The organism is Kutzneria sp. NPDC051319, assembly GCF_040682195.1.
Classification (GTDB): Bacteria; Actinomycetota; Actinomycetes; order Mycobacteriales; family Pseudonocardiaceae; genus Kutzneria.
The window spans coordinates 23,119-45,511 of sequence record NZ_JBFBAM010000020.1 but is presented as its reverse complement, the minus strand read 5'-3'; the positions used below and the strand labels follow the sequence as shown (position 1 = coordinate 45,511).

The window sequence follows — 22,393 nt, the reverse complement described above, 5'->3', positions numbered from 1 at the left end:
CCAGGCGGCGGCCCGTTCTGAACAGTAAAGTGGCCTAGACCACTGCGTCAACGGAGCGGGTGCAGCCGAACGGGTGTTCCCGGCCGGGCCTGCGCCAACAGGGGCAGGGCCTCGGCGGTCACTACGCCGATCACCGGATAGCCGCCCGTGACGGGATGATCGGCCAGGAACAGCACCGGCCGGCCGTTGGCCGGCACCTGAACCGATCCGGTCACCACGCCTTCGCTCGGCAGCTCCCGCGTCTCGAACGCGGCGGCGCGGCGCAGGGCAGTGCCGTCCAACCGCAGCCCGACCCGGTTGCTCTGCTGGGAAACCGTCCACCGGCCGGCGGCCAGCTGCCCGTGGGGGTCGTCGAACCAGTCCTCACGGGGACCGAGCAGCACCGGCACGACCAGCTCGGCCGGCGCGACCGACGGCGACAGCACATCCGCGCCCTCCGGCAGGCCGTCAACCGAACCGAGCGGCAGAACGTCGTTGGGCCGCAGGGGATCCGGCCCGATGCCGGAGAGAATGTCCGTGGCCCGGCTGGAAAGCTGCAACGGCACGTCGATGCCTCCGGAAACCGCGACGTAGCAACGAAGTCCGCCGACAGGCGCGCCGAGGCACAGCACGTCGCCCGCCCGCAGATGCACCGGGGCGTGGGAGTCGACGAGGTGATCGCCGACGGAGACCAGCACGCCGGGCCCGGTGACGGCGACGGTGCAGGAACAGTTGGCGCGCAACTGGATCCGGCCCAGCAGGGCCTCGATCCCGGCCGCCGACTCGGGATTGCCCACGAGCCGGTTGGCCAGCGTCAGCGCCGGCACGTCCAACGCCCCCGACGGCGGCACGCCCAGATGCGCGTTGCCGGGCCGGCCGAGATCCTGGATCAACGTCTGCGGGCCGACCCGGACCACGGTCAGCGAGCGGCTCACGACGCCACCTCGAACCGGACGTGATCGCCGGGCGCGAGCAGCGCCGGGTCCGGGGTTCGCTTGGCGTCGAAGAGAATCGCGCTGGTGCGGCCGATCAGCCGCCAGCCGCCGGGCGAGGCCGTGGGATACGCGCCTGTGAATTCCCCGGCGATGCCGACGGATCCGGCCGGCACCTTGGTCCGGGGATTGTCCAACCTGGCCTGCCGCAACGGTTCCGGCAGCCCGACCAGGTAGCCGAAGCCGGGCGCGAAACCGCAGAACGCCACCGTGTACTCCGCGCCGCTGTGCAGCGCGACGACCTCGTCGACGCTCAACCGAGCGGTCGAGGCCACCAACGCAAGATCGGGGCCGTCGTAGACGATCGGCAGCCGAACCTGCCGCGGCGTGCGATCAGGCGGGTGCGACAGATCGGCCGCCTCGACGACGGCGCGAGCCCGGTTCAGCCCGTCAGAACCGGGGCGAACGGCGATCAGCACGGTGGTGGCGGCGGGCACGAGCTCGACGACATCGGGCAGGTCCGCGACCAGCAGGGCGCCGTGCAGCGCCTCCACCTCGGCCAGCGAGTCCAGCTCGACCAGCATCGCGTGCCGGCCGCACCGCCGCAGGAGCACGGGTCAGCCGACGACGCGGACGAGCTGCGCCGAGACGTGCGGCTGCAGCGCCTCGCCGACCATCGCCCGCTCCTCCACGTAGGCCAGGTCGCCGTTGTTGACCAGCCCGTACAGGCGCTTGGCCGCGACGACCTCCTTGGCCGTCGAGGTCCGCATCACGATGTCGGTGGCCATCTCCCAGGAGGTCTGGGTGAGCGGCGTGCCGTAGTAGATCTCGACGACCCCGGTGGCGTGGGTGACCAGCACCTCGATGGTGTCGTCGGCCTGCGGACGCCAGAAGCCCGACTCGCGGGCGGCCGGCCGGATCACGTTGTCGTCCTCGTCGAGCAGCCAGGACCGGGCCTCGTAGGTGAGGAACGGGCGGCCGTCGTGGGCGAAGGTGATCTGCTGGCCGAACCGGAACGGGCCGTCGATCGTCGGGTAGACGACCTGGCCCTCGCCGCGCCACACGCCGACCAGCGGCAGCAGCGCCAGGCAGGCGTCGTTGAGGTTGGGGCCCAGCCGCAGGTTCGCGGTGTCACCCGGGATCGGGAGATCGTCGAACTGGGGCAGGTTGCGGTCGCGCGTGGACTCCGCGCGCTGGTCGGCGGCGTGGACCGCGGCATCGCCGCTGCCGAACTGTGGTCCCGTCATGGTCAGCGGTGGTCCTGCAGCAGGCGGTACACCACGTACACGGAGAACCACGCGATGGCGATGCAGACCAGCACCATGAGGATCGTGAAGAAGAGTTCCACGGGCCCAGAATACGGCTGAAGGCCCCAGCCAGCAGTGACTGGGGCCTCCATACAGCCGTTATTCAGGCCACTGCGACCTGGAGCTGGTGCAGGCCGGGGCCGTCGGCCGTCACCTGCGTCTCGCCGGTGCCGCTGCGGTGCAGCGCGCGCACCGTCCAGGCGCCCGGCGCCGCGAAGAAGCGGAAGTCGCCCTGCTCGGAGGAGACGACCTCGGCGGTGAACTCGCCGGAGGAGTCCAGCAGGCGCACGAAGGCCCCGCCGACCGGCTGGCCGGCCGCGGAGACCGTGCCGGACAGCACGACCTCCTTGCCCGGGTCGATGTTGGCCGGAAGCGCCGTGCCCTGCTCCGGAGCGCCACACCCTGCTGCGGTCATGTCAGTCCCTCTCATTCACTGCCGAGTGCGACCGGCACGCCGACCAGCGAGCCGTATTCGGTCCAGGAGCCGTCGTAGTTCTTCACGTCCGTGTGGCCGAGCAGCTCGCGCAGCACGAACCAGGTGTGCGAGGAGCGCTCGCCGATGCGGCAGTAGGCGATGGTGGACTTGCCGCCGTCCAGGCCGGCCTCGCCGTAGATCTCGGCCAGCTCGGCGTCGGAGCGGAAGGTGCCGTCCTCGTTCGCGGCCTTGCTCCACGGCACGTTGATCGCGCTGGGGATGTGGCCGGCCCGCTGGGCCTGCTCCTGCGGCAGGTGGGCGGGGGCGAGCAGCTTGCCGCTGAACTCGTCGGGGGAGCGCACGTCGACCAGGTTCTTGACGTTGATCGCGTCTACGACCTCCTGGCGGAAGGCGCGCAGCGTCAGGTCCTGCTCCTGGGCCTTGTACTCGGTGGCCGGGCGGCTCACCACGTCCTTGACCAGCGGGCGCCCGTCCAGCTCCCACTTCTTACGGCCGCCGTCGAGCAGCGCCACCTTGTCGTGGCCGTAGAGCTTGAAGTACCAGTACGCGTAGGCCGCGAACCAGTTGTTGTTGCCGCCGTACAGCACGACCTGGTCGTCGTTGCCGATGCCGCGGGCCGAGAGCAGCGCCTCGAAGCCGGCGCGGTCCACGAAGTCCCGGCGGACCTGGTCCTGGAGGTCGGTCTTCCAGTCGATCTTGACGGCGCCGGGGATGTGGCCGCCGTCGTAGGCGCTGGTGTCCTCGTCCACCTCGACAAAAACCACGCCCGCGGTGTCGAGGTTGTCCTCGGCCCACTGCGCCGAGACCAGCACGTTCTCGCGACTCATCGATCGGCTCCTTCGCCGGATTGGGGATGGGGTGTCACTTGCCGGTGGCCGGCGCGAACCGGCGGATGATCAGGTACATCTCGCAGCCAAGGCAGAAGGCGAAGGCCGCGTTGAGGAAGGCCGCGACCAGCGCGAGCGCGGTGGCCACGGTGCCGAGGACGGTCAGCCCGGACAGGTAGCCGACCGTGCCGACCAGGGCGAAGGCGAAGCCGACCGTCTGCGCGAACTGCGGCGGGGCCGCGTCCTCGCGCTCGTCGGTCGGGCCCAGCCGCGGTGCGACGAAGCGCCGGTAGAGCAGGCCGTACGGGGCGTGCTGGAGTCCGAGGAAGCCGCCGATGGCGAACACGACGGTCTGCGCCGCGAGCAGCGGCCACCAACCGGTGGCCAGCACGACCGCCAGCACGACCGTCGTGATCCAGGCGCCGAAGCGCGGACCTCGGGGATCGATCTGGGATGCGGACACGAAAGACCTCCTGACCGGGGGACCTCTGGGCATGAGGATCCAGCGGACGTCAGGCGTAGGGCCTCGGACGTCCGGTCAGAAAGGCCGACACAGGCTGCTGCGCACGCGGCAGAGATCCACCGCGCGTCGCTTCGTCAGCAGCTGGGCCATACGGCGGAGACTACCCGCTGCTCCCTCCTGGTGGGAGGGCTGTCCACCAGATGGAATGATTGGTGAATCGATAAAGCTCGGTCGGCCGAGCCAATCGGTCACGGTGAGGGTGCTCACGGTCGTGCCAGATGGGGGCGCAGGGCCTCGACGAGCACGTCGCGCCGGGGCACGCCGCCCACCCGCAACAGCTCGGCCCCGTCCGGCGCGTAGGCGACGGTCGTGGGCGTGCGCAGCACCTTCAGCGAGGTGGCGACCTCGGGCATGTCCGTCAGGTCGAGCTCACGGTGCTCAAGGCCGTCGGTCCTGGACGCGAGGTCGGACAGGATCACGCGGGTGTGCCGGCAGGGGGCGCAGAACGTGGTCGACAGCTGCACCAGCGTCACCGGGGACGCCGGGTCGATCAGGTCCCTGACCTGCGCCGGAAGGTCAGCTGCCGGCTTGCTGCGGCGCACTCGCCCGTCCCGTCCGCGGAGCAGGAAACCCAGCACGGTGGCGGCCGCCAGCACCGCCAGCACCACCCACACGCCGGTCATCCCAGTCCGCTCCTCCCGCTGCCCAGCTGCACGTTCGTGGCCTTGCCGCTGACCGTGAACGCGTTGTTGTCCACGCCGACCTTGGTCGGCACCACCGTGAACGGCAGCGCCTTGCCCAGGTCCAGCTCGGTGGACAGCGCCGCCACGATCGGCTGCTGAAAGGCCTCCGGAACCTTCAACGCCGTGACCCCGTCCACCAATTCCAGCCGGGTCGGCTGGACCTGGATCTTCGTGCCGGACAGGCCGAGCAGTCCGAAGGCGTTGATCTTCAGCGGGTGGCCGGCCACGGTGACGTTGAACGACAGCCGCACGCCCACGCTGGTGTCGGTGTACGGGCTGGTCGTGGGGGTGGGCGTCGGCGTTGGCGTCGGGGTGTCGTAGAGCGTGTCCGGCGAGGTCGGGCCCACGGTCAGGTTGGAGACACCCAGCGCCTGGCCCACGTCGGTGGCGTTGAACGCCCGGTTCACGTCGGCCGCGGTGATCTGGACCTGGCCCTCGACCTGGCTGATCAGCACCGAGTGGGCCGAGCCGGAGACCAGCTCGGACAGCGGCACCTTCACGTCGTAGAGATGGGCCTTGACCTGGAGGTCGCGCAGCGTGTCGCCGATCGGGATGCCGTTGGCCTCGATCTCGATGTCCTGGTAGTCGCCGCGGGCCGCCTGCAGCATGAACGGGAAGCCGTGGATGGTCACCGACGGGTCGTCGGCCAGCTTCAGCTCCGTGCGCATCTTCTTGGACACCTGGTACTCGCCGATGGCCGCGAAGGTGAAGTCGGCCGCCACCAGCAGCGCGGCCAGCACCAGCAGGACGGCGACCAGCACCTTCCACCGGCGGCCGCGGCGCGGCCGGGTCGCTGTGGTCATCGGCAAATCTCCCCACCCGTGTTAATTCGTGTGACGCGCGTGTTTCGGCCGGCCGAGGGGCTGGTCACGACAGGTATTCTCCCGGACATCCGCAGGCAACGGGGCCTGGCCACCGTACGCCGCTGTCCCGCCCACTGGTGGCCGGGTCGCGGCGCGAGAGGAGGCGGCTTGCCCATGGGTGTCGATCTGCTGCTGTTGACCGGGGATCCCGACCCGTCGTCGGTTCTGCCCGCGCTTTCCCTGCTTCCGCACGTCGTGCGGCCGCTGGCGCCGGAGGTGTCGGCGCTGCTCGAGGCCGGGCCACACGACGCCGTCCTGGTGGACGCCCGCGGCGACCTGGCCGGCGCCCGGTCGCTGTGCCGGCTGCTGTCCAGCAGCGGCATCGAGGTGCCGGTTGTGGCGATCGTCACCGAAGGTGGCCTGGTCGCCGTCACCGCCGACTGGGGCGTCGACGAGATCCTGCTGCCCAACTCCGGGCCGGCCGAGGTCGACGCCCGGCTCCGGCTGGTCAGCTCCCGCCGCAAGCCGGAGCAGTCCGGCAACGCCGGCGCGATCCAGCTCGGCGAGCTGCTCATCGACGACGCGACCTACACCGCCCGCCTCAAGGGCCGGCCGCTCGAGCTCACCTACAAGGAGTTCGAGCTGCTCAAGTACCTCGCCCAGCACGCGGGCCGGGTGTTCACCCGGGCCCAGCTGCTGCAGGAGGTCTGGGGCTACGACTTCTTCGGCGGCACCCGCACGGTCGACGTGCACGTCCGGCGGCTGCGGGCCAAGCTCGGCCCCGAGCACGAGCTGATGATCGGCACCGTGCGCAACGTCGGCTACAAGTTCGTCCGGCCGTCGCGGCCCGGCGCCCGCGCCGCCAGCCACGTCGACCACGACACGCACGACGATTCGGAGTCCGACGCCTTCCGTGCGCTGGCCAACCAGTTCCGCTGACCGCTAGCGTCGGTCGACGTGGCTGAGCTGACTGGGCGGGACCGGCTGACCGCCGTCGAAGTGGACGCGGTGGCCGGCATCTTCGAGGCGGCTCGCCTCGCCGACAACCGCGAGGGCGCGGGCGAACTGCCCTCGTTCGTCGCGAAGCCGGGCACCCACGTGCTCGCCGAGGACAACGGGCGCGTGGTCGGCTACGCCCACCTCGACACCGACGGCGATTCCAACGGCCACCCGGTCGGCGAGGCGCTGGTGCATCCCGCCGCCCGTGACCGCGGCGTCGGCACGCGGCTCGTGCGGCAGCTGCTGGCGCTGGCCGGCGATCGCGAGCCGCGGCTGTGGTCGCACGGGGACCACCCCGCCGCGGCCGCGATCGCCGCCGAGCTGGGCCTGAAGCGGGTGCGCGAGATGCGCCGGATGCGGTGGATGACCGGCGACGTGCCCGAAGCGCGGCTGCGCGAAGGCGTCCGCGTCCGCACCTTCGTTCCCGGGCAGGACGAGGCGGCGGTCATCGCCGTCAACCGAAAGGCCTTCTCCTGGCACCCCGAGCAGGGGGCGCTGACGGTCGAGGAACTGGTGTCCACGGAGCAGGAGAGCTGGTTCGATCCGGCCGGGTTCTTCCTCGCCGTCGACGCTTCCGACCGGCTGCTCGGATTCCACTGGACGAAAGTTCACCCGGGGCCTCCGGAGGCCATCGGCGAGGTCTACGTGGTCGGTGTCGACCCCGACGCGCAGGGCGGCGGCCTCGGCAAGGCGCTCACCGTCATCGGGATGGAGCACCTGCGGGCGGCGGGACTACGCAGCGTGATGCTCTATGTCGAGTCCGACAACGCGCCGGCAGTGGCGGTCTACAGCAAGCTCGGCTTCACTGTGTGGGACGCGGACGTGCAGTACGGGAGCTGATCCGGCGTTACGCTGCACTGCGTCACGAACTCTCATCGACAGGGTCACGCTGCGGTCGCGATACCACCCCTATGGAGTAGTTGTCGTCACATCGTGTGTCCTGTTCACTTTCCGTTCATTCACTCACGGTCTGACGTCCACCCTGGCTGCCTACGGTCGGCACACGAGCGGCGGGACCCGTCGCGCTCGAAGTCGAGTCTCCAAACGGAGGATCCAGGTGAACATGAAGCGGCACGGCGTCGCGCTGGGCATCATGGCGGCAGGCGCCCTCCTGCTCACCGCCTGTGGCAGCGACAACAACACCAACACCGCGACGGGTGGCTCCTCGAACACCAGCTCCACGTCGGCGGCCCCCAAGGTCGACTGCTCGGGCAAGAAGACGCTGAAGGCCAGCGGCTCCACCGCGCAGAAGAACGCGATGGACCTGTTCGTCAAGGCCTACAACGACGCCTGCGACGGCAACGACGTCAACTACACGGCCAACGGCTCCGGCGCCGGCGTGTCCGACTTCACCGGCAAGCAGACCGACTTCGCCGGCTCGGACTCCGCCCTGGACCCGAAGAAGGGCGAGCCGGACAAGGCCGCCGCCTCCTGCGGCAGCCCGGCCTGGGACCTCCCGGTCGTGTTCGGCCCGATCACCCTGGTCTACAACGTGAAGGGCGTGTCCGACCTCAACCTGGACGCCGCCACCGCGTCGAAGATCTTCGACGGTGAGATCAAGACCTGGAACGACGACGCGATCAAGAAGCTCAACCCGAGCGCGACGCTGCCCAGCACCGCCATCAGCGTGGTCTACCGGTCCGACCAGTCCGGCACCACGGACAACTTCCAGCAGTACCTGACCAGCGCGGGTGGCTGGACCAAGGGCGCCGGCAAGACCTTCAACGGCGGCGTGGGCTCCGGCGCGTCCGGCAACCCGGCCGTGGCCACCTCGCTCGGCCAGACCGACGGCGGCATCGCCTACGTCGAGTGGTCCTTCGCGCAGGCCAACAAGCTCAACATCGCCTCCATCGTCACCACCGCGGGCGGCACCCCGGTCAAGGTCAGCGCGGACAGCGTCGGCAAGGCCATCTCCAGCGCCGCGTTCAAGAACCCGAGCGGCAACGACCTCTCGCTCGACCTGAGCTCGATCCACAAGAGCACCGCCGCCGGCGCCTACCCGCTGCTGCTGGCCACGTACGAGATCGTCTGCTCCAAGTACGCGGACCCGGCCACCGGCAAGGCCGTCAAGGCGTTCCTGAGCACGGCCATCAACGCGGGCCAGGCCGACCTCGCCACCAACGGCTATGCCCCGCTGCCCGACTCGCTGAAGGCCAAGCTGACCACCGCCATCGACGCCATCAGCTGACCGCCGTACCCCGATGAGCGACACCCGACCGACGCGCCTCCGCCCCGATCGTCCAGAGTCCGCTCTGGACGATCGGGGCGGTAGCCGCATGATTGGTGCCATGACCTCCGACAGCGGTCAACCAGGTGCCCGGACGGCGGCGACCCCGCGCCGCCCCGGCGACACGATCTTCCGCACGCTGACCACCGGCGCCGGCCTCGCGATCGTGATCGCGATCGCGCTGATCGGGATCTTCCTGCTGATCAAGGCCGTCCCGTCGCTGCTGGCCGACAAGGCGAACTTCCTCTTCAGCGCCGACTTCCTCACCACCGACTCGAACAACCTGATGTTCGGCATCAGGGACCTGCTCATCGTCACCGTGCTGACCTCGCTGGTGGCCCTGGTCATCGCGATGCCGGTGTCGCTGGGCATCGCGTTGTTCCTGACCCAGTACGCCCCGGCCCGGCTGTCCCGCGGCTTCGCGTACCTGGTCGACCTGCTGGCCGCCGTGCCGTCGATCGTCTACGGCCTGTGGGGCATCCTCGTGCTCGGCCCGGCCCTCGAACCCTTCGAGACGTGGCTCAACACCGTGTTCGGCTGGTTCCCGCTGTTCGCCAAGGGCAACATCCCGCTGGCCGGCGCGGGCACCATCTTCACCGTCGGCGTGGTGCTCGCGGTGATGCTGCTGCCGATCGTCACCTCGGTCACCCGCGAGGTGTTCCGGCAGACGCCGGTGATGCAGATCGAGGGCGCGCTGGCCCTGGGGGCCACCAAGTGGGAGGTCATCCGGACCACGGTGCTGCCGTTCGGGCGCAGCGGCTACATCGCGGCGTCCATGCTCGGTCTCGGCCGCGCGCTCGGTGAGACCGTCGCCGTGCTGCTCATCCTGCACGCCTCGCCCAAGCCTTCCGGCTTCAGCCTGTTCGACGGCGGCTACACGTTCGCGTCCAAGATCGCCTCGGCCGCGTCCGAGTTCAGCCAGCCGCTGCCGACCGGCGCCTACATCGCGGCCGGCCTCGTGCTGTTCGTACTGACCTTCGTGGTCAACGCGGTGGCCCGGTCCATCGCGCGCGGGAAGGCGGCGCAATGACCACCACAGCGTCCACTTTGGACCGTCCGGCCACGCCGCCCGCCTTCCAGGCCGTCGGCGGCGCCCGCAAGTTCAAGAACATCCTGGCCACCGTGCTGGTGACGGCGGCCTTCCTGATCGCGCTGGTGCCGCTGGTGTGGCTGCTGGTCACCGTGATCGCCCGCGGCTTCGAGGCCGTGATCACCGCCGACTGGTGGACCCACTCGCTCAAGGGCGTGCTGCCCAAGGAGTTCGCCGGCGGCGCGTACCACGCGATCATCGGCACCCTGCTCCAGACCGTGGTGTGTGCGGTGATCGCGGTGCCGGTCGGCATCCTGGCCGCGATCTACCTCGTCGAGTACGGCCGCGGGCGGCTGGCCCGCACCACCACGTTCATGGTCGACATTCTCTCGGGTGTGCCGTCGATCGTGGCCGCGCTGTTCATCTACGCGCTGCTGCTGAGCACGTTCCAGATGGGCCAGAGCGCGTTCGCCGTGTCGATGGCCCTGGTGCTGCTGATGCTTCCGGTGGTCGTGCGGTCCACCGAGGAGATGCTCCGGCTGGTGCCTCAGGAGCTGCGCGAGGCCTCGTACGCGCTGGGCGTGCCCAAGTGGAAGACCATCGTGCGGATCGTGCTGCCGACGGCGCTGTCCGGCGTGGTCACCGGCGTGATGCTGGCGATGGCCAGGGTGATGGGCGAGACCGCGCCGGTGCTGGTGCTGGTCGGCTACTCGAAGTCGATCAACTTCAACATCTTCGACGGCAACATGACCTCGCTGCCGCTGCTGATCTACAGCGAGCTGAACAACCCCAACCCCGCCGGCCAGCTGCGGGTGTGGGGCGCGGCGCTGACCCTGATCATCCTGATCATGCTGTTCAACCTCGTGGCCGCCCTCGTGTCGCGGTTCTCGGCCATCAAGACGAAGTGAGCTGAAAATGGCCAAGCGGATCGACGTCAAGGACCTGAACATCTTCTACGGCAAGTTCCAGGCCGTGGACCGGGTCGCCCTCGCCGTGCCGCCGCGCAGCGTGACCGCGTTCATCGGGCCCTCGGGTTGCGGCAAGTCCACCGTGCTGCGCTCGCTCAACCGGATGCACGAGGTCACCCCCGGCGCCCGCGTCGAGGGCAAGGTGTTGCTGGACGGCGAGGACATCTACGCGTCCACCGTGGACCCGGTCGAGGTGCGGCGCACCATCGGCATGGTGTTCCAGCGCCCCAACCCGTTCCCCACGATGTCCATTCGGGACAACGTGGTCGCCGGCCTGCGGCTGGGCGGCGTGCGGAACCGCAAGCAGCTCGACGAGGTGGCCGAGCGCTCCCTGCGCGGGGCCAACCTCTGGGCCGAGGTCTCCGACCGCCTCGACAAGCCCGGCGGCAGCCTCTCCGGCGGTCAGCAGCAGCGTCTGTGCATCGCCCGGGCCATCGCCGTGCAGCCCGACGTGCTGCTCATGGACGAGCCCTGCTCCGCCCTGGACCCCATCTCCACGCTGGCCATCGAGGACCTCATCGGCGAGCTGAAGAAGGACTACACCATCGTCATCGTCACCCACAACATGCAGCAGGCCGCCCGGGTGAGCGACCAGACCGCCTTCTTCAACCTGGCCGGCGTCGGCCAGCCCGGCCGCCTGGTCGAGATCGACGACACCGAGAAGATCTTCTCCAACCCCGGCCAGCAGGCCACCGAGGACTACATCTCGGGCCGCTTCGGCTGATCGGACCCACACGTGGCGCTCACCCGGCGGCAGGGGTCGGCTGAGCGCCACGTGTGCCTCGTCGGGCCGTGCAGGACCACGCGTCCCGGCGCCGCGTCCACCACCAGGTGGCCGGCGACGCGCCGATAGCCCGTGGCCCCGATGCCGGCCACCGGATGCGTCAGCAATTCGGCCAACTCTCCCCGCGACGGCCGGTTCCGCCAGTCGACGTAGCACAGGTCGGCGCCCATGATCGCCAGCGGCAGCCCCGAAAACATGCCGAGTCGACGCAGTAGCGCGCTGCCCAGCCGGGCCGTTTCCGCCGAGCTCCGACGGATCTCCATCGCCCGCAGTTCGTCCGGCGTCAGCGGCTCGGTGTCGTTGCCCAGCCACCGACGTCCCTCGCTCACCTCGCGCCACAATCCCCAGTGCACCTGCGCCAGGTGGACCGCCACACCGGGCGCCCCGTCCGCGAAATACAGCTCGGCATGCCGCCGGAAGGCCCGTACCCGTAGACCCGGGTATCCCGAGTACCCGTCATCTCCTTCGCTCGGAAGAAGTTTTCCGACGAGTGCCTCCACTGATTCGGGTGACAGATGCACCACGAGATAGTCGCCGTGCGGACGAACCATGCGGAAGTGTCGGTGCAGAGCGTTTTCCGGGCCGTCCAGGTGGGTCGCCTGGCACAGCGTCTCGAATATCGCCGACTCGAGTTCCTGTTGTCGTGGCAGGACCGTGTCGGGCAGCACCGCCGCTCGAAGCCTTTGTGGGAGTGACGCCCCGTCATCCATCGCCGCCGCGAGGTGTTCGATGTCGCCCCGAGTGAGGGAGTGCAGGCCGGCGGCAAGCGCCGGGCGCAGCAGCGCTTCCGGCTCGCCCGTGTATCGATGGCGCAGCGCCACGAACCGTTCGAACAGCGCGGTGTTGATCGGTATTCTTCCTCCCATCGGGTGGTGACATCTGTCCATGACCAGTGCAGCACCCGGCATGTGTGTGGATCCGGTCGTCAGTGGTCGCGTTCCGACCCACTAGGGCCTCAGGGGTCCCACTTGGGGTCTCACTTCGTGATGAGGGCTTTCGGTGCGTCATCGTCCGCTTCATCATGTGGAGCATGGTGAACACCGCGCTCGCGCGGTTACTGAAGACCGCTGAGCTGAGTAACGCCGGGCTGGCCCGCTCGATCGTCGGCGCCGGCGCGCGGGAAGGCATTCACCTGGGCACAAATGCCACTGCCGTAGCCCGCATGCTGCAGGGGTGCCAACCCAGGTGGCCGGTGCCGCGATTGGTCGCGTCGGTGCTGGCCACGCGCCTGGGCTACGCCGTTGAGGTGAACGACTGCGGTTTCACGGAAAATGTCGATGCGGCCGACACGTTTGATGGAATGCGCTGTTTTCCGACGGTTGATGGCACGATCGGCGTCGTGTCGGAACTCTCGGGTAGGGACATCGGTCGGCGGAACTTCCTGATGGGGTCGGCGTTCGCGGCGGCCGCGTTCGCCGAGCCGGCCTTGTTGGCGCTCACGGTGCCACCCGCGGCGGTCGCCGCGCAGACCGGCGGTCCGAGGGTCGGCGCCTCCGATGTGCAGATGGTGCTGGAGACGATTCGCCACTTCGGGGCCCAGCATCGGCGCTACGGCGGCGCGGGTATTCATGCCCAGGTGGCGCATTTTGTGCACGAGCAGGCGGAACGGGCCCGGAGGGCGGCATACACGGAATTGGTCGGGCGGGACCTGTTCGCCGCACTGGCACAGGCCACCCACCTTGCGAGCCTGACCGCGGTGGACTCGGGCCGGCACGCCCTGGCTCAGCGCTACAACACGCAGGCCTTGAACCTGGCTCTGCACGCTGGGGATCGCCTCTACGCGGCGAACGGATTGTCCGAGATGAGCCGCAACACCACCGATATCGCGAACGCGAGTCCGATTGAGACGGAGCGGGTCCGCAATGGACAGCACGCGGCGGCGCTGGCGAAGTCGGCGCTGGAGGTGGCGGGCACGACGACGCCGGCGCTGACCAGCTATCTGCACGCGATCGAGGCGAGGGCCTTCGCGGTGCTGGGCGACCGGCAGTCCACGCAACGGGCGGTGGACGACGCGCAGCGGGCGTTCGAGCGGACCGGTGGCGAGGAGCCGGCCTGGTTCGGCTTCTACGGCGAGGCCGACCTGATGGCCGACGTCGGACAGTGCTTGCGGGACATCGGCCGTCCGCGCCAGGGCTTGGCGCTGCTGGAACGATCGGTGCAGGCGCTGCCGGCGGCCCGGGTCACCGCCAAGGCGAAGACGAAGGTGCACATCGCGGCGGCGTACCTGGAGTTGCGGGAGTACGACCAGGCGGCGGCCGTTGCCGAACAGGCCGTGACGGATGTCGGTTGCCTGGCGTCGCAACGCAGTCGCGACCGGGTGCAGGCATTGCAGCAGCGGGTCCGCCGGCACGACAGTCGAAATCTGTCCGAAATGGATGATCGGCTCACCGAGTTTCTCGGTGAGCCGACCGGGATGTGACGGTCTACAGGTCCTCGGCGCCGCTGGCGTAGCCGGGCATGCGGCCGGTGACGACAAAAACGGTGCGCTTGGCCACCGAGACGGCGTGGTCGCCGAAACGCTCGTAGAAGCGGCCGAGCAGGGTGATGTCGACGGCGGAGGGCACGCCGTGGCCCCAGTCCTTGTCCATGATCACGGAGAACAGGTGGCGGTGCAGGTCGTCCATGGCGTCGTCCTCCTCGTCGAGGCGACGGGCCAGTTCCACGTCCTGCGTGCGGATCACCTGCTGGGCCTTGTGGGCCAGGTCGACGGCGATCCGGCCCATCTCGGCGAAGTAGCCGCGCACCTCCTCGGGCAGCACGGCCGCCGGGTGCCGCCGGCGGGCGGCCTTGGCCACGTGCAGCGCCAGATCGCCCATCCGCTCCAGGCTTTCCGCAGCGTGGATGACCGACAGCACGGTGCGTAGGTCGGTGGCCACGGGGGCCTGTAGCGCGAGCAGCGAGTAGGCGTCCTCCTCGCACTTGGCCCGCGCGTCGTCGATCTTCGCGTCGCCGCCGATCACCCGCTCCGCGATCGCGAGATCCGCGTCCAGCAACGCCTTGGTCGCCTGCTCCATGGCGTCGCCGACCATGGCGCACATGCTCGCCAGCTGGTCAGCGAGGTCGCCGAGCTGGTCATGGTAAGCCTCACGCATGGCCCACAGCCTACGTTCTCGGGGTCGCGCCAGCGGCATCGCCGAGTGAACCCGACGTGAACCACGGGCCACAAAAAGGCATCGTCACTGGCAGGAGCTGTCCGCTCCACTGATCGTGGACACATCCGATGCCTGCTGGCTGTTCTGCTGCGGCTGCGGCGCCTTGACGTCACCGCTGAATTCCGGCCCGGTCACCAGCTGCACGGCCCCGGCCAGCGAAGAGTCCTCCACCAGCTTGGAACCCTCTACCGCGGCCGACAGCGTGCGCGCCTGCGCCTCCCGGCCCGGCGCGTAGCGCACCGTGGTGTGGTCAACGGGGGCGGCCGCCTTGTTCACCGACACGACCTGGAAACCCAGGTGGCCCAAGGAGTTCGCGGTGTTGGTGGGCAGCTCGCCCTGGCCGCTTCCGTTGACCACCTGGATCTTCATGGACTTCGGGTCGACCAGCGGACCGCTGGCCGTCGCGCCCTCGGACGGCAGCGGGGTCCCGTTGATCACCGCGTTGAACAAGGACTTCGTGGCCTCGGGCGTGCCGTTGACCGGGACGCTGGTGAACACCACCTGGTCCGGTCCGATGCCCTGCACCGACTGGGCCAGCGCGGACAGCTGGTCGACGCCCACGTTGTCGCCGGTGGCGTTCTTGGACACCGCGGACAGCAGGCCGTTGAGCTTGGCGGGATCGAGCAGCACCTGGCCCTGCACGGCCGAGCGCAGGATCGCGGCCATCAGCCGCTGCTGCCGCTGGATCTGGCCGAGATCGGGCGACGGGTCGCCGGCTACGCTGCGGGCCTTGATGATCTTCACGGCGGTGTCGCCGTCGACCGGCTGCGGCCCGGTTCCGGTCAGCAGCGCGCCCAACTGCCCGTCCTGCAACGGGTTCTTCACGCACAGCTCGACATTGCCGATGGCGTCGACGATGCCCTTGAGGCCGTCTGAGTTCATCGTCATGAAGTGGTTGATGCGCAGCCCGGAGATCTTCTGCACGTCCTGGGTCACGCACTGCGGGCCGCCGGCCGACAGCGCGCCGGACAGCTTGGCCGGACCGCACGGCGGCTGGCTCAGCTCGAGACCGCTGGGGAAGGACACGAACACGACCCGCTTGTGGTCGGCCGGCACATGCGCGACCAGCACCGTGTCCGAGCCGGCCAGCAGGAAGTTGTCGGTGCCCTGCTGCTTCTCGACGGCCTGGATCGCCGGCGAGTTGGGGTCCAGCGCGTCGACCTGCTTGATGTCCGAGCCGGTCCACTCCTTGACCGAGCCCCACGCGATGCCGCAGACGATCAGCACTATCGCGGCGGCGGCGATGGCCACCACCTTGATGGCCAGGCCGATCATCCGACGCTTGGCGCGGGCCCGCTCGATCTCCGCCGCGTCCATGTCGAACTCGGGGTCGTCCTCGGGCTCCTCGGCGGCCGGCGGCGGGGCCTCGGGCGGCGCGTCGTCGTCCGTGTCGATCCACGGCATGTACTTCTTCTGCCGGGTGCGCCGCTTGGCCTCTTCGACGGCCATCTCGTCATGCACGGCGGAGAAGCGGGCCAGCGTCTGGTCCACCTTGCGGCGGCGCTGCACCTCCTCGCCGATCGGCTCCATCTCGGTGGTCAGCGCGGCCAGCTCGATGTCCTCGCGGCGCTCCGGCCTCGACGGCGCCTCCGCCTCGACGGCGGGCACGTCGACCAGCGCCTCGTCCGGCGGGGCGATCGTGGTCTGCTCGGCGTCCACGTCGGGCTCGAAGCGCGTGCGCTGGCTGTCCTGTGGTCCCTGGGGGTGCTGCGGCTGCAGCACGGGACGGGGCCCGCTGCTCTCGCCCGGTCGGTCCAGCACCGGGCGCGGGCCGCTGACCTCGCCGGGCCGCGGCGGCATCGGCCGGCGCATGTTGGACAGGCTCGACTCACCCGGACGCGGTCCGCCGGGCGGCGGTCCACCGTTGGGGGGCGCGCCGTTGGGCGGCGGCGGGGGCACGACCGGGCGGCGGCCGGTGGCCTCGCCGGGGGGCGGTCCCTGCGGACGTCCGCCGGGCGGCACCGGGCGTCGCATGTTGGACAGGCTCGACTCGCCGGGCCGGGGCCCGCCCGGCGGCATGCCCCGCCCGGGCGGGGGCACGGCGGCACGGCGGCCGGTGGCCTCTCCCGGGGGCGTGACGGCCGCGCGACGGCCAGTGGCCTCTCCCGGCGGGGGAGACACCATGGCGCGGCGGCCCGTGGCCTCACCGGGCGGTGTGACGGCTTGGCGGCGCCCTGTGGCTTCTCCTGGGGGCGTGACGGCCGCGCGGCGGCCAGTTGCCTCGCCAGGGGGCGTGAGGGCGGCACGGCGCGCCGCAGCTGCCTCCGCGGCCCGACGGCCGGGGCGCAGCGTGGTGGTCTCGTCGTCGTCCTCGGGCTCCGGCTCGGGCTCAGGACGGGCCCGGCGGCCGGTCGACTCGCCCGGGCGCACGCCTTCAAGGGCGGCACGGCGACCCGAACTCGCGGCGGCGATCGGGTCCTCGCGCAGCGCCCGGCGTCCGGACTGCTGCCCGGCCGGCGGCGTGACGGGCGACAGACGTTGACCCGTTCCGGGGTCGGAGCGGTGGCCGCCCGAGGTGGGCGGAACGGGCGGTTGGGCCCGTGGCGGCTCGGCCTGCGGGGCCCGGCGGCGCGGCGGTTGCGCGGCCGGCGGCTCCGGGTCGGGCGGGGTCGGGCGAGGGAGATTCGGCCGCGAACCCGTGTGCCGCTGCACCAGGTCCGACACGCTCAGACCGCCCGAGGCCTCCATCGACCTGCGCCTGCGGCTCCGGCGTCCGGTGGGCTCCTGGTCGGGGGCCTCGTACGAGTCCGCGGCACCATCGGGACCGGTGCCGCCGAAGCGGGGATCGTCGGGCACCCAGGCTCCCTTCCGGCTCACGGCCCATACGGGCTGTTCATCACGAGTTGACGTCGGTGCGGCCACAGAGGTTGCACATCGCGGCGCGGCACCCAGCGCACGCGATAGTACGGACGACCGCTAGTTCTAGCGACAGGCAGCCGGAATTCTGACACGGTTCGTACTCGAAACCGCCCAGGCCGTTAGGCCAAATGGGCACTTGAGTAGCGGAACATTGCTGTCAGTAGCCCTCGACGCGCTCAGTAATGCCCGGCCACCCGCACATCAGCGATGGCCCGACGCCCCGAGGCCGGCCCGGCCAGCCGCACCCGGCCGTTCTCGCGGTACGCGACCGCGTTGCGTCCGGACTGCTTGGCCGAATACAGCAGGCTGTCGGCCTGCAGCAGCTGGTGCTCGGCGCCGTTCTCGCAGCTGCCGCTGACCTCGTGGGCGACGCCCGCGCTGACCGTGACCCGCAGGCCCGGCGCCATCGCCGACCAGTCGTGCCGCTCCACCCGGTCCCGGGCCGCCTCGGCGATCTCCACCGCCGCCGCCTGGTCGGTGCCCGGCAGCACCAGCACGAACTCCTCGCCGCCGTAGCGGGCGCAGAACGCCGGTTCCGGCAGCTCCACCTGCAGAAGTTCCACGACTTGTTGGAGGACCCGGTCACCCACCAGGTGCCCATAGCGGTCGTTCACCTGCTTGAACCAGTCCAGGTCGACCAGCGCCACCGCGATCGCCCCGACCTGCTCCGTCAACATCGCCACCAGGCGTTGGTCCAGGTAGCGGCGGTTGTAGCTGGCCGTGAGGCTGTCGCGGATGCTCTGCTCGTGGGCCTCGGCGTGCTCACGGCGCAGCCGGTCCACCTCGCGGCGCAGCTGCTCCGGCACCGCCGGCGTGCTGCCGGCACTGTCCCGGTAGATCAGGTCGAGCGCGGACCGCAGGTGGTCGTACGCCTCGCGCCACTGGCCGCGGGAGGCGAGCAGGCCCGCCAGCTTCTCGTGCAGGTTCACCAGTCCGCCGTCGGCGTGCTCGCCGGTCGGTTCGGAGACATCGGGCTGTGATGACGCGGTCACCGCGCTCACCTCCTCACGAAGGTGGTGTCGTCCTGGCGGCGGCGCGGCTTGAGTCACGGAGGGGCGGCCGGGGTGCTTTTCCCTCTACTGGCTGACCGAACGGTGGCCCAAAACGCTGACCCTGCGTAACACGGATGGGCGTATGTGAGTACCGTCACTGCGCCGGACAGGGGGCGAAGCCGTAAGTCCTTCCCCCGTCAACTACCACGCGCTGCGAACCGATCTGCGTGCCCACCACCGAGTTCCCCTGACGGATGGTGAGCGTCACCGCCACCACATAGACCTGGCCGGTGAGCCGCTTGTCCGAGCCCGGCGGCGTCCACCCCGGGTCCGCCCGCAGCGTCGACAGCGTCGGCGTGGCCGTGATCGTCACGCCGTTCAGGCTGCACACCCGGTCCGCGAAGGCCGGCACCTGCGTCGCCTTGAGGAAGTCCTGCTCCTGCTGCACGCCCTGCGCCGCCGCCGTGTCCAGGTCGTGGAAGTAGTCCGTCACCAGGCCGGGATCCGGCGACGGCTGGGCCTGCCCGGCGACCGTGCAGCCCGTCAGGGCCAACGCCGCCAGGGCGATGAGCCTTCCGTCAGCCACCGCTGTGCATCATCTCGGCCCCGGCCGGCACGCTGGCGTCCTCCGGGTCGTCCAGCCAGCCCTCCGGCAGCACCACCTTCGCCGCCGAGCCCTGCCGGCCACGAGGGCCCTCCGCGTCCGCCGGGAACGGCACCTCGTGGTCCAGCTGCCCGATCAGGTCGTCCAACTCCGGCAGGCTCGACACCATCGCGAAGCTCCGGCGCAGCGTCGAGCCCACCGGGAAGCCGTGCAGGTACCAGGCCATGTGTTTACGCAGGTCCCGCAGGCCCTTGTGCTCGTCGTAGTGCTCGGTCAGCAGCTCCGCGTGCCGGCGCAGCACCTTCGCCACCCCGCCCAGCGTCGGCCCCTCCGGCAGCGGCTCGCCCCGGAACGCCGCCTGCAGGTCCCCGAACAGCCACGGCCGCCCCAGGCAGCCCCGGCCCACCACCACACCGTCGCAGCCCGTCGCCGCCACCATGTCCAGCGCGTCCTGGGCCTTGAAGATGTCCCCGTTGCCCAGCACCGGGATCGTCTTCACGGCCTCCTTCAGCCGGGCGATCGCCGACCAGTCCGCCTGGCCCGAGTACCGCTGCGAGGCCGTCCTCGCGTGCAGCGCAACCGCTTGCGCCCCCTCCGCCTCCGCGATCCGGCCCGCGTCCAGGTACGTCAGGTTGTCGTCGTCGATGCCGATGCGGAACTTCACCGTCACCGGAATGCCCGCCGGCTCCGCCGCCCGCACCGCCGCGCCCACGATGTCCCCGAACAGCCGCCGCTTGTACGGCAGCGCCGCGCCCCCGCCCTTGCGCGTCACCTTCGGCACCGGGCACCCGAAGTTCATGTCCACGTGGTCGGCCAGATCCTCGTCCACGATCATCTGGACCGCTTTGCCCATCGTCACCGGATCCACCCCGTACAGCTGAAGCGACCGGGGCTTTTCGTCCGGGTGGAAGGTGATCATGTGCATGGTGGTGGCGTCGCGTTCGACCAGCGCCCGGCTGGTGATCATCTCGCAGACGTACAGCCCCGCCCCGTACTGCCGGCACAGCTGCCGGAAGGCCGTGTTGGTGATCCCGGCCATCGGCGCGAGCACCACCGGCGGGTCGACCGTGTGCGGGCCGATCCGGAGGGTCTTCGCCGATGTGCTCATGCCTCCATTGTGCGGGACGGTGACCTCACATCGACAACACCCCGGTGGGGGTTACCCATTTACCAGTGGCCGAAGTCACGGCGGACGAACGCGCGCGAGTAGCGGTCGGCAAAGCCGGCGCGCACAAGAACGATCGCTACGCCGTGTCTGTGAACGACGACGGCGCGATCCTGCTGACGCACTGGCCAGCATCCCGAAACGTGAGTTGCTGGTGTGGGAGAACGACGAGCTGCGGGCATCCCTGTTCCGCGGTCTCGCCGATGCCGCTGAGGGCAAGGCCCGGTCCCTTAACTGGATCACGGCCGACGATGAGGACGCGGACGACGAGTGAGTGCTCCACCGTTCCGCCTGCTGTACACCCGGGAAGCCGAGCGCGTGCTCGACGATCTGCGGGCCAAGAAGCAGTACGAGGCGAAGCTCAAGAAGGTCCGCGAAGCACTGCGCCTGTTGCAGGACGCAGGCCCCCGTCACCCGGGGCTGCACTCGCACGACTATCAGTCGGTGCCGGGGCCCGGTGGAGCCACGCTGTGGGAGTCCTATGTGGAGAACAAGACCCCTTCGGCGTGGCGGACCTGGTGGATCTACGGGCCCGACGACGCCCAGATCACGATCGTGACGATCGGCCCGCATCCCTCATGTTGAGTTGTCGTGCTGCCCTGCCGGAACTGGTGTGCCGAGTAGTTCGCTCGTAGGCCGGCGCTCCGGCTGCGTGCCGCGTCTGCATGGGCTGGGGGTGTCCTTGCAGGCCCGCGCAGGGCTAGAGTCCGCCGCCGTGGGGGACCGAATAGTTCTTGCCAGTTGCGTGAGTGTCTTCGGGATCGTGCTGATCGTTGGCATTGCCTGGAGTGCCAAACGGCAGAACCATGCTCGGCAGCTTGCGCGCTGGAAGGAGCTGGAGTGGCTGCAGGCATTGAGCGCCGCCACTCCTGGTGCCGAGCTGGCTGAGGTCACTCGCGTCTACCAATCAGCCCGGTTCGGCACGAAGGCTGTCATCACCTGGCTGGCGAGCGGCCGCCGGCAGGACGCCTGGTTCGAGGGCAACTGGCCTGGTCCCGGTGCTGTCGTCCTGCTGTGTGGTGTGACCGGGTGGGGACCGCACAACCGGAATCCTGACGTCTTCTTCGTATTGCCTGATGAGCTTCTCGCCATGATGTCGGCGGGTACGCGGAAGGCGCTGCTGCACAACCACATGCAGGGAGCTAAGCGGGCTCGATGAACCGTGAGCAGCCGTTGTTGTCAGTCAATTACTTCGGGGACCCGAAGTTCATGTCCACGTGGTCGGCCCGATCCTCGTCCACGATCATCTGGACCGCTTTGCCCATCGTCACCGGATCCACCCCGCACAGCTGCGGCGACCGGGGCCGCTCGTCCGGGTGGAACGTGATCATGTGCATCGCGCGGCCCCGTACTGCCGGAACGCGGTGTTGGTGATGCCGGCCGTCGGCGCGAGCACGACCAGCAGGTCGACCGCGTGGGGTCCGATCCGCAATGTAGGGATCTGTGTTCGCATGTCTCTATTGTGCGTGACGAGTCGGCGTGGCCGGCTCAGGAGTTCACGAGTTGATTGATCCGCTGTACGGACAGTCCAAGAACCTTCCCTGCCTCGTGCTGTGAAATGCCCTGCGCCAGCAGTTCCCGCACCGCCGCGCGAGACTCCGCGGCGGCTTCGGCGTTCTTTCGTTGTGCCTCTTCGCGTAGCACCTCGGCTCGATCCAGGTGATCTTTTACCGCGTCCGGCAGCTGTACCTTCAGGTGTAGCGCGTAGTCGTCACTGCCGATCCCTTCCATGATCTCGATGAGTTCCGAGGCCATGGCCGGCACGTCCTTGTAGCGGAGTGCCTGGGTCGATCGGTTGAGTTCTGCTATGCGGATGAGCCAGAACTTGCCGTCACGGGTCACGTCGGCCTGGTAGGTCCTCACTTGCGCCACCATCCCTTCCCGAGCACGTCCTGGCACTCCTTGAAAATGTCCACGGCGAGGTTCTCGCCGAGCTCACTGTGACGGGGGATCGGGATCACAACACCGCGAAGCGAATACACACTGTGGTTCGCGCCCTCGCGCAGCAGTGTCCACTCCGCGCCCTGGCGCCTAGCCTCCGCTGCGATTGTTTTGACAAGTGCCCGTCGCTTCACAGGGTACGTCTAGCCTGGGGTAGATGCAACCGTCAAGCCTGGGGTAGA

25 protein-coding genes and 1 pseudogene are annotated in these 22,393 nt (G+C 69.8%); 9 read left to right on the top strand and 17 right to left on the bottom strand.

The window, feature by feature from the left end; genetic code table 11:
- Positions 1–47: 47 nt before the first annotated feature.
- The 9 genes from AB0M73_RS21740 to AB0M73_RS21700 form a co-directional block, all read right to left on the bottom strand.
- On the bottom strand, positions 48–914 hold the full coding sequence (locus AB0M73_RS21740) for a biotin-dependent carboxyltransferase family protein (RefSeq protein WP_363893008.1): 867 nt from the start codon (positions 912–914) through the stop codon (positions 48–50).
- Positions 911–1,525: a 5-oxoprolinase subunit PxpB gene (pxpB, locus tag AB0M73_RS21735; protein WP_363893006.1), complete on the bottom strand. Its 615-nt coding sequence runs from the start codon at positions 1,523–1,525 to the stop codon at positions 911–913. Before pxpB ends, AB0M73_RS21740 begins: the two co-directional genes overlap by 4 nt.
- Before the next feature lie 3 nt (positions 1,526–1,528).
- The gene (locus AB0M73_RS21730; protein WP_043720969.1) at positions 1,529–2,158 is read right to left on the bottom strand and encodes an FABP family protein; all 630 of its coding nucleotides are present in this window, start codon (positions 2,156–2,158) and stop codon (positions 1,529–1,531) included.
- 163 nt (positions 2,159–2,321) lie between these two features.
- A complete protein-coding gene (locus AB0M73_RS21725; protein WP_043720971.1) occupies positions 2,322–2,633 on the bottom strand; it encodes a DUF1416 domain-containing protein in 312 nt (103 codons plus the stop codon).
- A gap of 11 nt (positions 2,634–2,644) precedes the next feature.
- Positions 2,645–3,481 carry a sulfurtransferase gene (locus AB0M73_RS21720; protein ID WP_043720973.1) on the bottom strand — a complete coding sequence of 279 codons (837 nt, stop codon included), beginning with the start codon at positions 3,479–3,481 and terminating at the stop codon, positions 2,645–2,647.
- A gap of 34 nt (positions 3,482–3,515) precedes the next feature.
- On the bottom strand, positions 3,516–3,944 hold the full coding sequence (locus tag AB0M73_RS21715; RefSeq protein WP_363893003.1) for a DUF4395 domain-containing protein: 429 nt from the start codon (positions 3,942–3,944) through the stop codon (positions 3,516–3,518).
- Between the two features lie 75 nt (positions 3,945–4,019).
- Positions 4,020–4,094 (bottom strand): putative leader peptide, encoded by a 75-nt coding sequence (locus tag AB0M73_RS21710; RefSeq protein WP_363893182.1) that lies wholly within the window; start codon positions 4,092–4,094, stop codon positions 4,020–4,022.
- A gap of 113 nt (positions 4,095–4,207) precedes the next feature.
- Positions 4,208–4,627 (bottom strand): thioredoxin family protein, encoded by a 420-nt coding sequence (locus tag AB0M73_RS21705; protein ID WP_363893001.1) that lies wholly within the window; start codon positions 4,625–4,627, stop codon positions 4,208–4,210.
- Entirely contained in the window at positions 4,624–5,490 is an 867-nt protein-coding gene (locus AB0M73_RS21700) for a DUF2993 domain-containing protein (protein ID WP_052395498.1), read from the bottom strand. The genes AB0M73_RS21705 and AB0M73_RS21700 overlap by 4 nt, the downstream gene beginning before the upstream one ends.
- A gap of 174 nt (positions 5,491–5,664) precedes the next feature.
- Between AB0M73_RS21700 and AB0M73_RS21695 the strand changes: the two genes are divergently transcribed.
- The 6 genes from AB0M73_RS21695 to pstB all read left to right on the top strand — a co-directional run bounded on the left by AB0M73_RS21695 (position 5,665) and on the right by pstB (position 11,438).
- The gene (locus AB0M73_RS21695) at positions 5,665–6,429 is read left to right on the top strand and encodes a response regulator transcription factor (protein WP_043720978.1); all 765 of its coding nucleotides are present in this window, start codon (positions 5,665–5,667) and stop codon (positions 6,427–6,429) included.
- A gap of 18 nt (positions 6,430–6,447) precedes the next feature.
- Positions 6,448–7,329, top strand: coding sequence for a mycothiol synthase (gene mshD, locus AB0M73_RS21690; protein ID WP_363892998.1), 882 nt, complete (start codon positions 6,448–6,450; stop codon positions 7,327–7,329).
- A 223-nt stretch (positions 7,330–7,552) separates the two neighbouring features.
- Complete coding sequence (gene pstS / locus AB0M73_RS21685) at positions 7,553–8,677, top strand: phosphate ABC transporter substrate-binding protein PstS (RefSeq protein ID WP_363893179.1); 1,125 nt, start codon at positions 7,553–7,555, stop codon at positions 8,675–8,677.
- Between the two features lie 100 nt (positions 8,678–8,777).
- Positions 8,778–9,746 (top strand): phosphate ABC transporter permease subunit PstC, encoded by a 969-nt coding sequence (gene pstC / locus AB0M73_RS21680; protein WP_052395499.1) that lies wholly within the window; start codon positions 8,778–8,780, stop codon positions 9,744–9,746.
- Positions 9,743–10,654, top strand: coding sequence for a phosphate ABC transporter permease PstA (gene pstA / locus AB0M73_RS21675; protein WP_363892995.1), 912 nt, complete (start codon positions 9,743–9,745; stop codon positions 10,652–10,654). Before pstC ends, pstA begins: the two co-directional genes overlap by 4 nt.
- A 7-nt stretch (positions 10,655–10,661) precedes the next feature.
- Positions 10,662–11,438, top strand: a complete 777-nt coding sequence (pstB, locus tag AB0M73_RS21670) for a phosphate ABC transporter ATP-binding protein PstB (protein WP_363892993.1) — start codon at positions 10,662–10,664, stop codon at positions 11,436–11,438.
- On the opposite strand, the gene AB0M73_RS21665 is transcribed toward pstB, so the two are convergent.
- Positions 11,414–12,385 carry a hypothetical protein gene (locus AB0M73_RS21665; protein WP_363892991.1) on the bottom strand — a complete coding sequence of 324 codons (972 nt, stop codon included), beginning with the start codon at positions 12,383–12,385 and terminating at the stop codon, positions 11,414–11,416. The genes pstB and AB0M73_RS21665 overlap by 25 nt on opposite strands.
- Before the next feature lie 143 nt (positions 12,386–12,528).
- Here AB0M73_RS21665 and AB0M73_RS21660 point away from each other — a divergent pair, with 143 nt between their 5' ends.
- Positions 12,529–13,917: a hypothetical protein gene (locus tag AB0M73_RS21660; RefSeq protein ID WP_363892989.1), complete on the top strand. Its 1,389-nt coding sequence runs from the start codon at positions 12,529–12,531 to the stop codon at positions 13,915–13,917.
- Between the two features lie 4 nt (positions 13,918–13,921).
- On the opposite strand, the gene phoU is transcribed toward AB0M73_RS21660, so the two are convergent.
- The 5 genes from phoU to dusB form a co-directional block, all read right to left on the bottom strand.
- Positions 13,922–14,590 carry a phosphate signaling complex protein PhoU gene (phoU, locus tag AB0M73_RS21655; RefSeq protein ID WP_363892987.1) on the bottom strand — a complete coding sequence of 223 codons (669 nt, stop codon included), beginning with the start codon at positions 14,588–14,590 and terminating at the stop codon, positions 13,922–13,924.
- 84 nt (positions 14,591–14,674) lie between these two features.
- Positions 14,675–17,446, bottom strand: a complete 2,772-nt coding sequence (locus tag AB0M73_RS21650) for an LCP family protein (RefSeq protein WP_363892985.1) — start codon at positions 17,444–17,446, stop codon at positions 14,675–14,677.
- A 239-nt stretch (positions 17,447–17,685) separates the two neighbouring features.
- Positions 17,686–18,501, bottom strand: coding sequence for a GGDEF domain-containing protein (locus AB0M73_RS21645; RefSeq protein WP_363892983.1), 816 nt, complete (start codon positions 18,499–18,501; stop codon positions 17,686–17,688).
- A 154-nt stretch (positions 18,502–18,655) separates the two neighbouring features.
- Positions 18,656–19,087 (bottom strand): hypothetical protein, encoded by a 432-nt coding sequence (locus AB0M73_RS21640; protein ID WP_363892981.1) that lies wholly within the window; start codon positions 19,085–19,087, stop codon positions 18,656–18,658.
- Positions 19,080–20,213, bottom strand: a complete 1,134-nt coding sequence (dusB, locus tag AB0M73_RS21635; RefSeq protein ID WP_363892979.1) for a tRNA dihydrouridine synthase DusB — start codon at positions 20,211–20,213, stop codon at positions 19,080–19,082. Before dusB ends, AB0M73_RS21640 begins: the two co-directional genes overlap by 8 nt.
- A 327-nt stretch (positions 20,214–20,540) precedes the next feature.
- On the opposite strand from dusB, the gene AB0M73_RS21630 reads away from it, so the two are divergent.
- Entirely contained in the window at positions 20,541–20,855 is a 315-nt protein-coding gene (locus tag AB0M73_RS21630) for a hypothetical protein (RefSeq protein ID WP_363892977.1), read from the top strand.
- A 178-nt stretch (positions 20,856–21,033) separates the two neighbouring features.
- On the top strand, positions 21,034–21,429 hold the full coding sequence (locus AB0M73_RS21625) for a hypothetical protein (RefSeq protein WP_363892975.1): 396 nt from the start codon (positions 21,034–21,036) through the stop codon (positions 21,427–21,429).
- A 34-nt stretch (positions 21,430–21,463) separates the two neighbouring features.
- On the opposite strand, the pseudogene AB0M73_RS21620 reads toward AB0M73_RS21625, so the two are convergent.
- Positions 21,464–21,723: pseudogene (locus AB0M73_RS21620) on the bottom strand (tRNA-dihydrouridine synthase); the annotation flags it as partial.
- 35 nt (positions 21,724–21,758) lie between these two features.
- Positions 21,759–22,133, bottom strand: a complete 375-nt coding sequence (locus AB0M73_RS21615) for a hypothetical protein (RefSeq protein WP_363892973.1) — start codon at positions 22,131–22,133, stop codon at positions 21,759–21,761.
- Between the last annotated feature and the right edge of the window lie 260 nt (positions 22,134–22,393).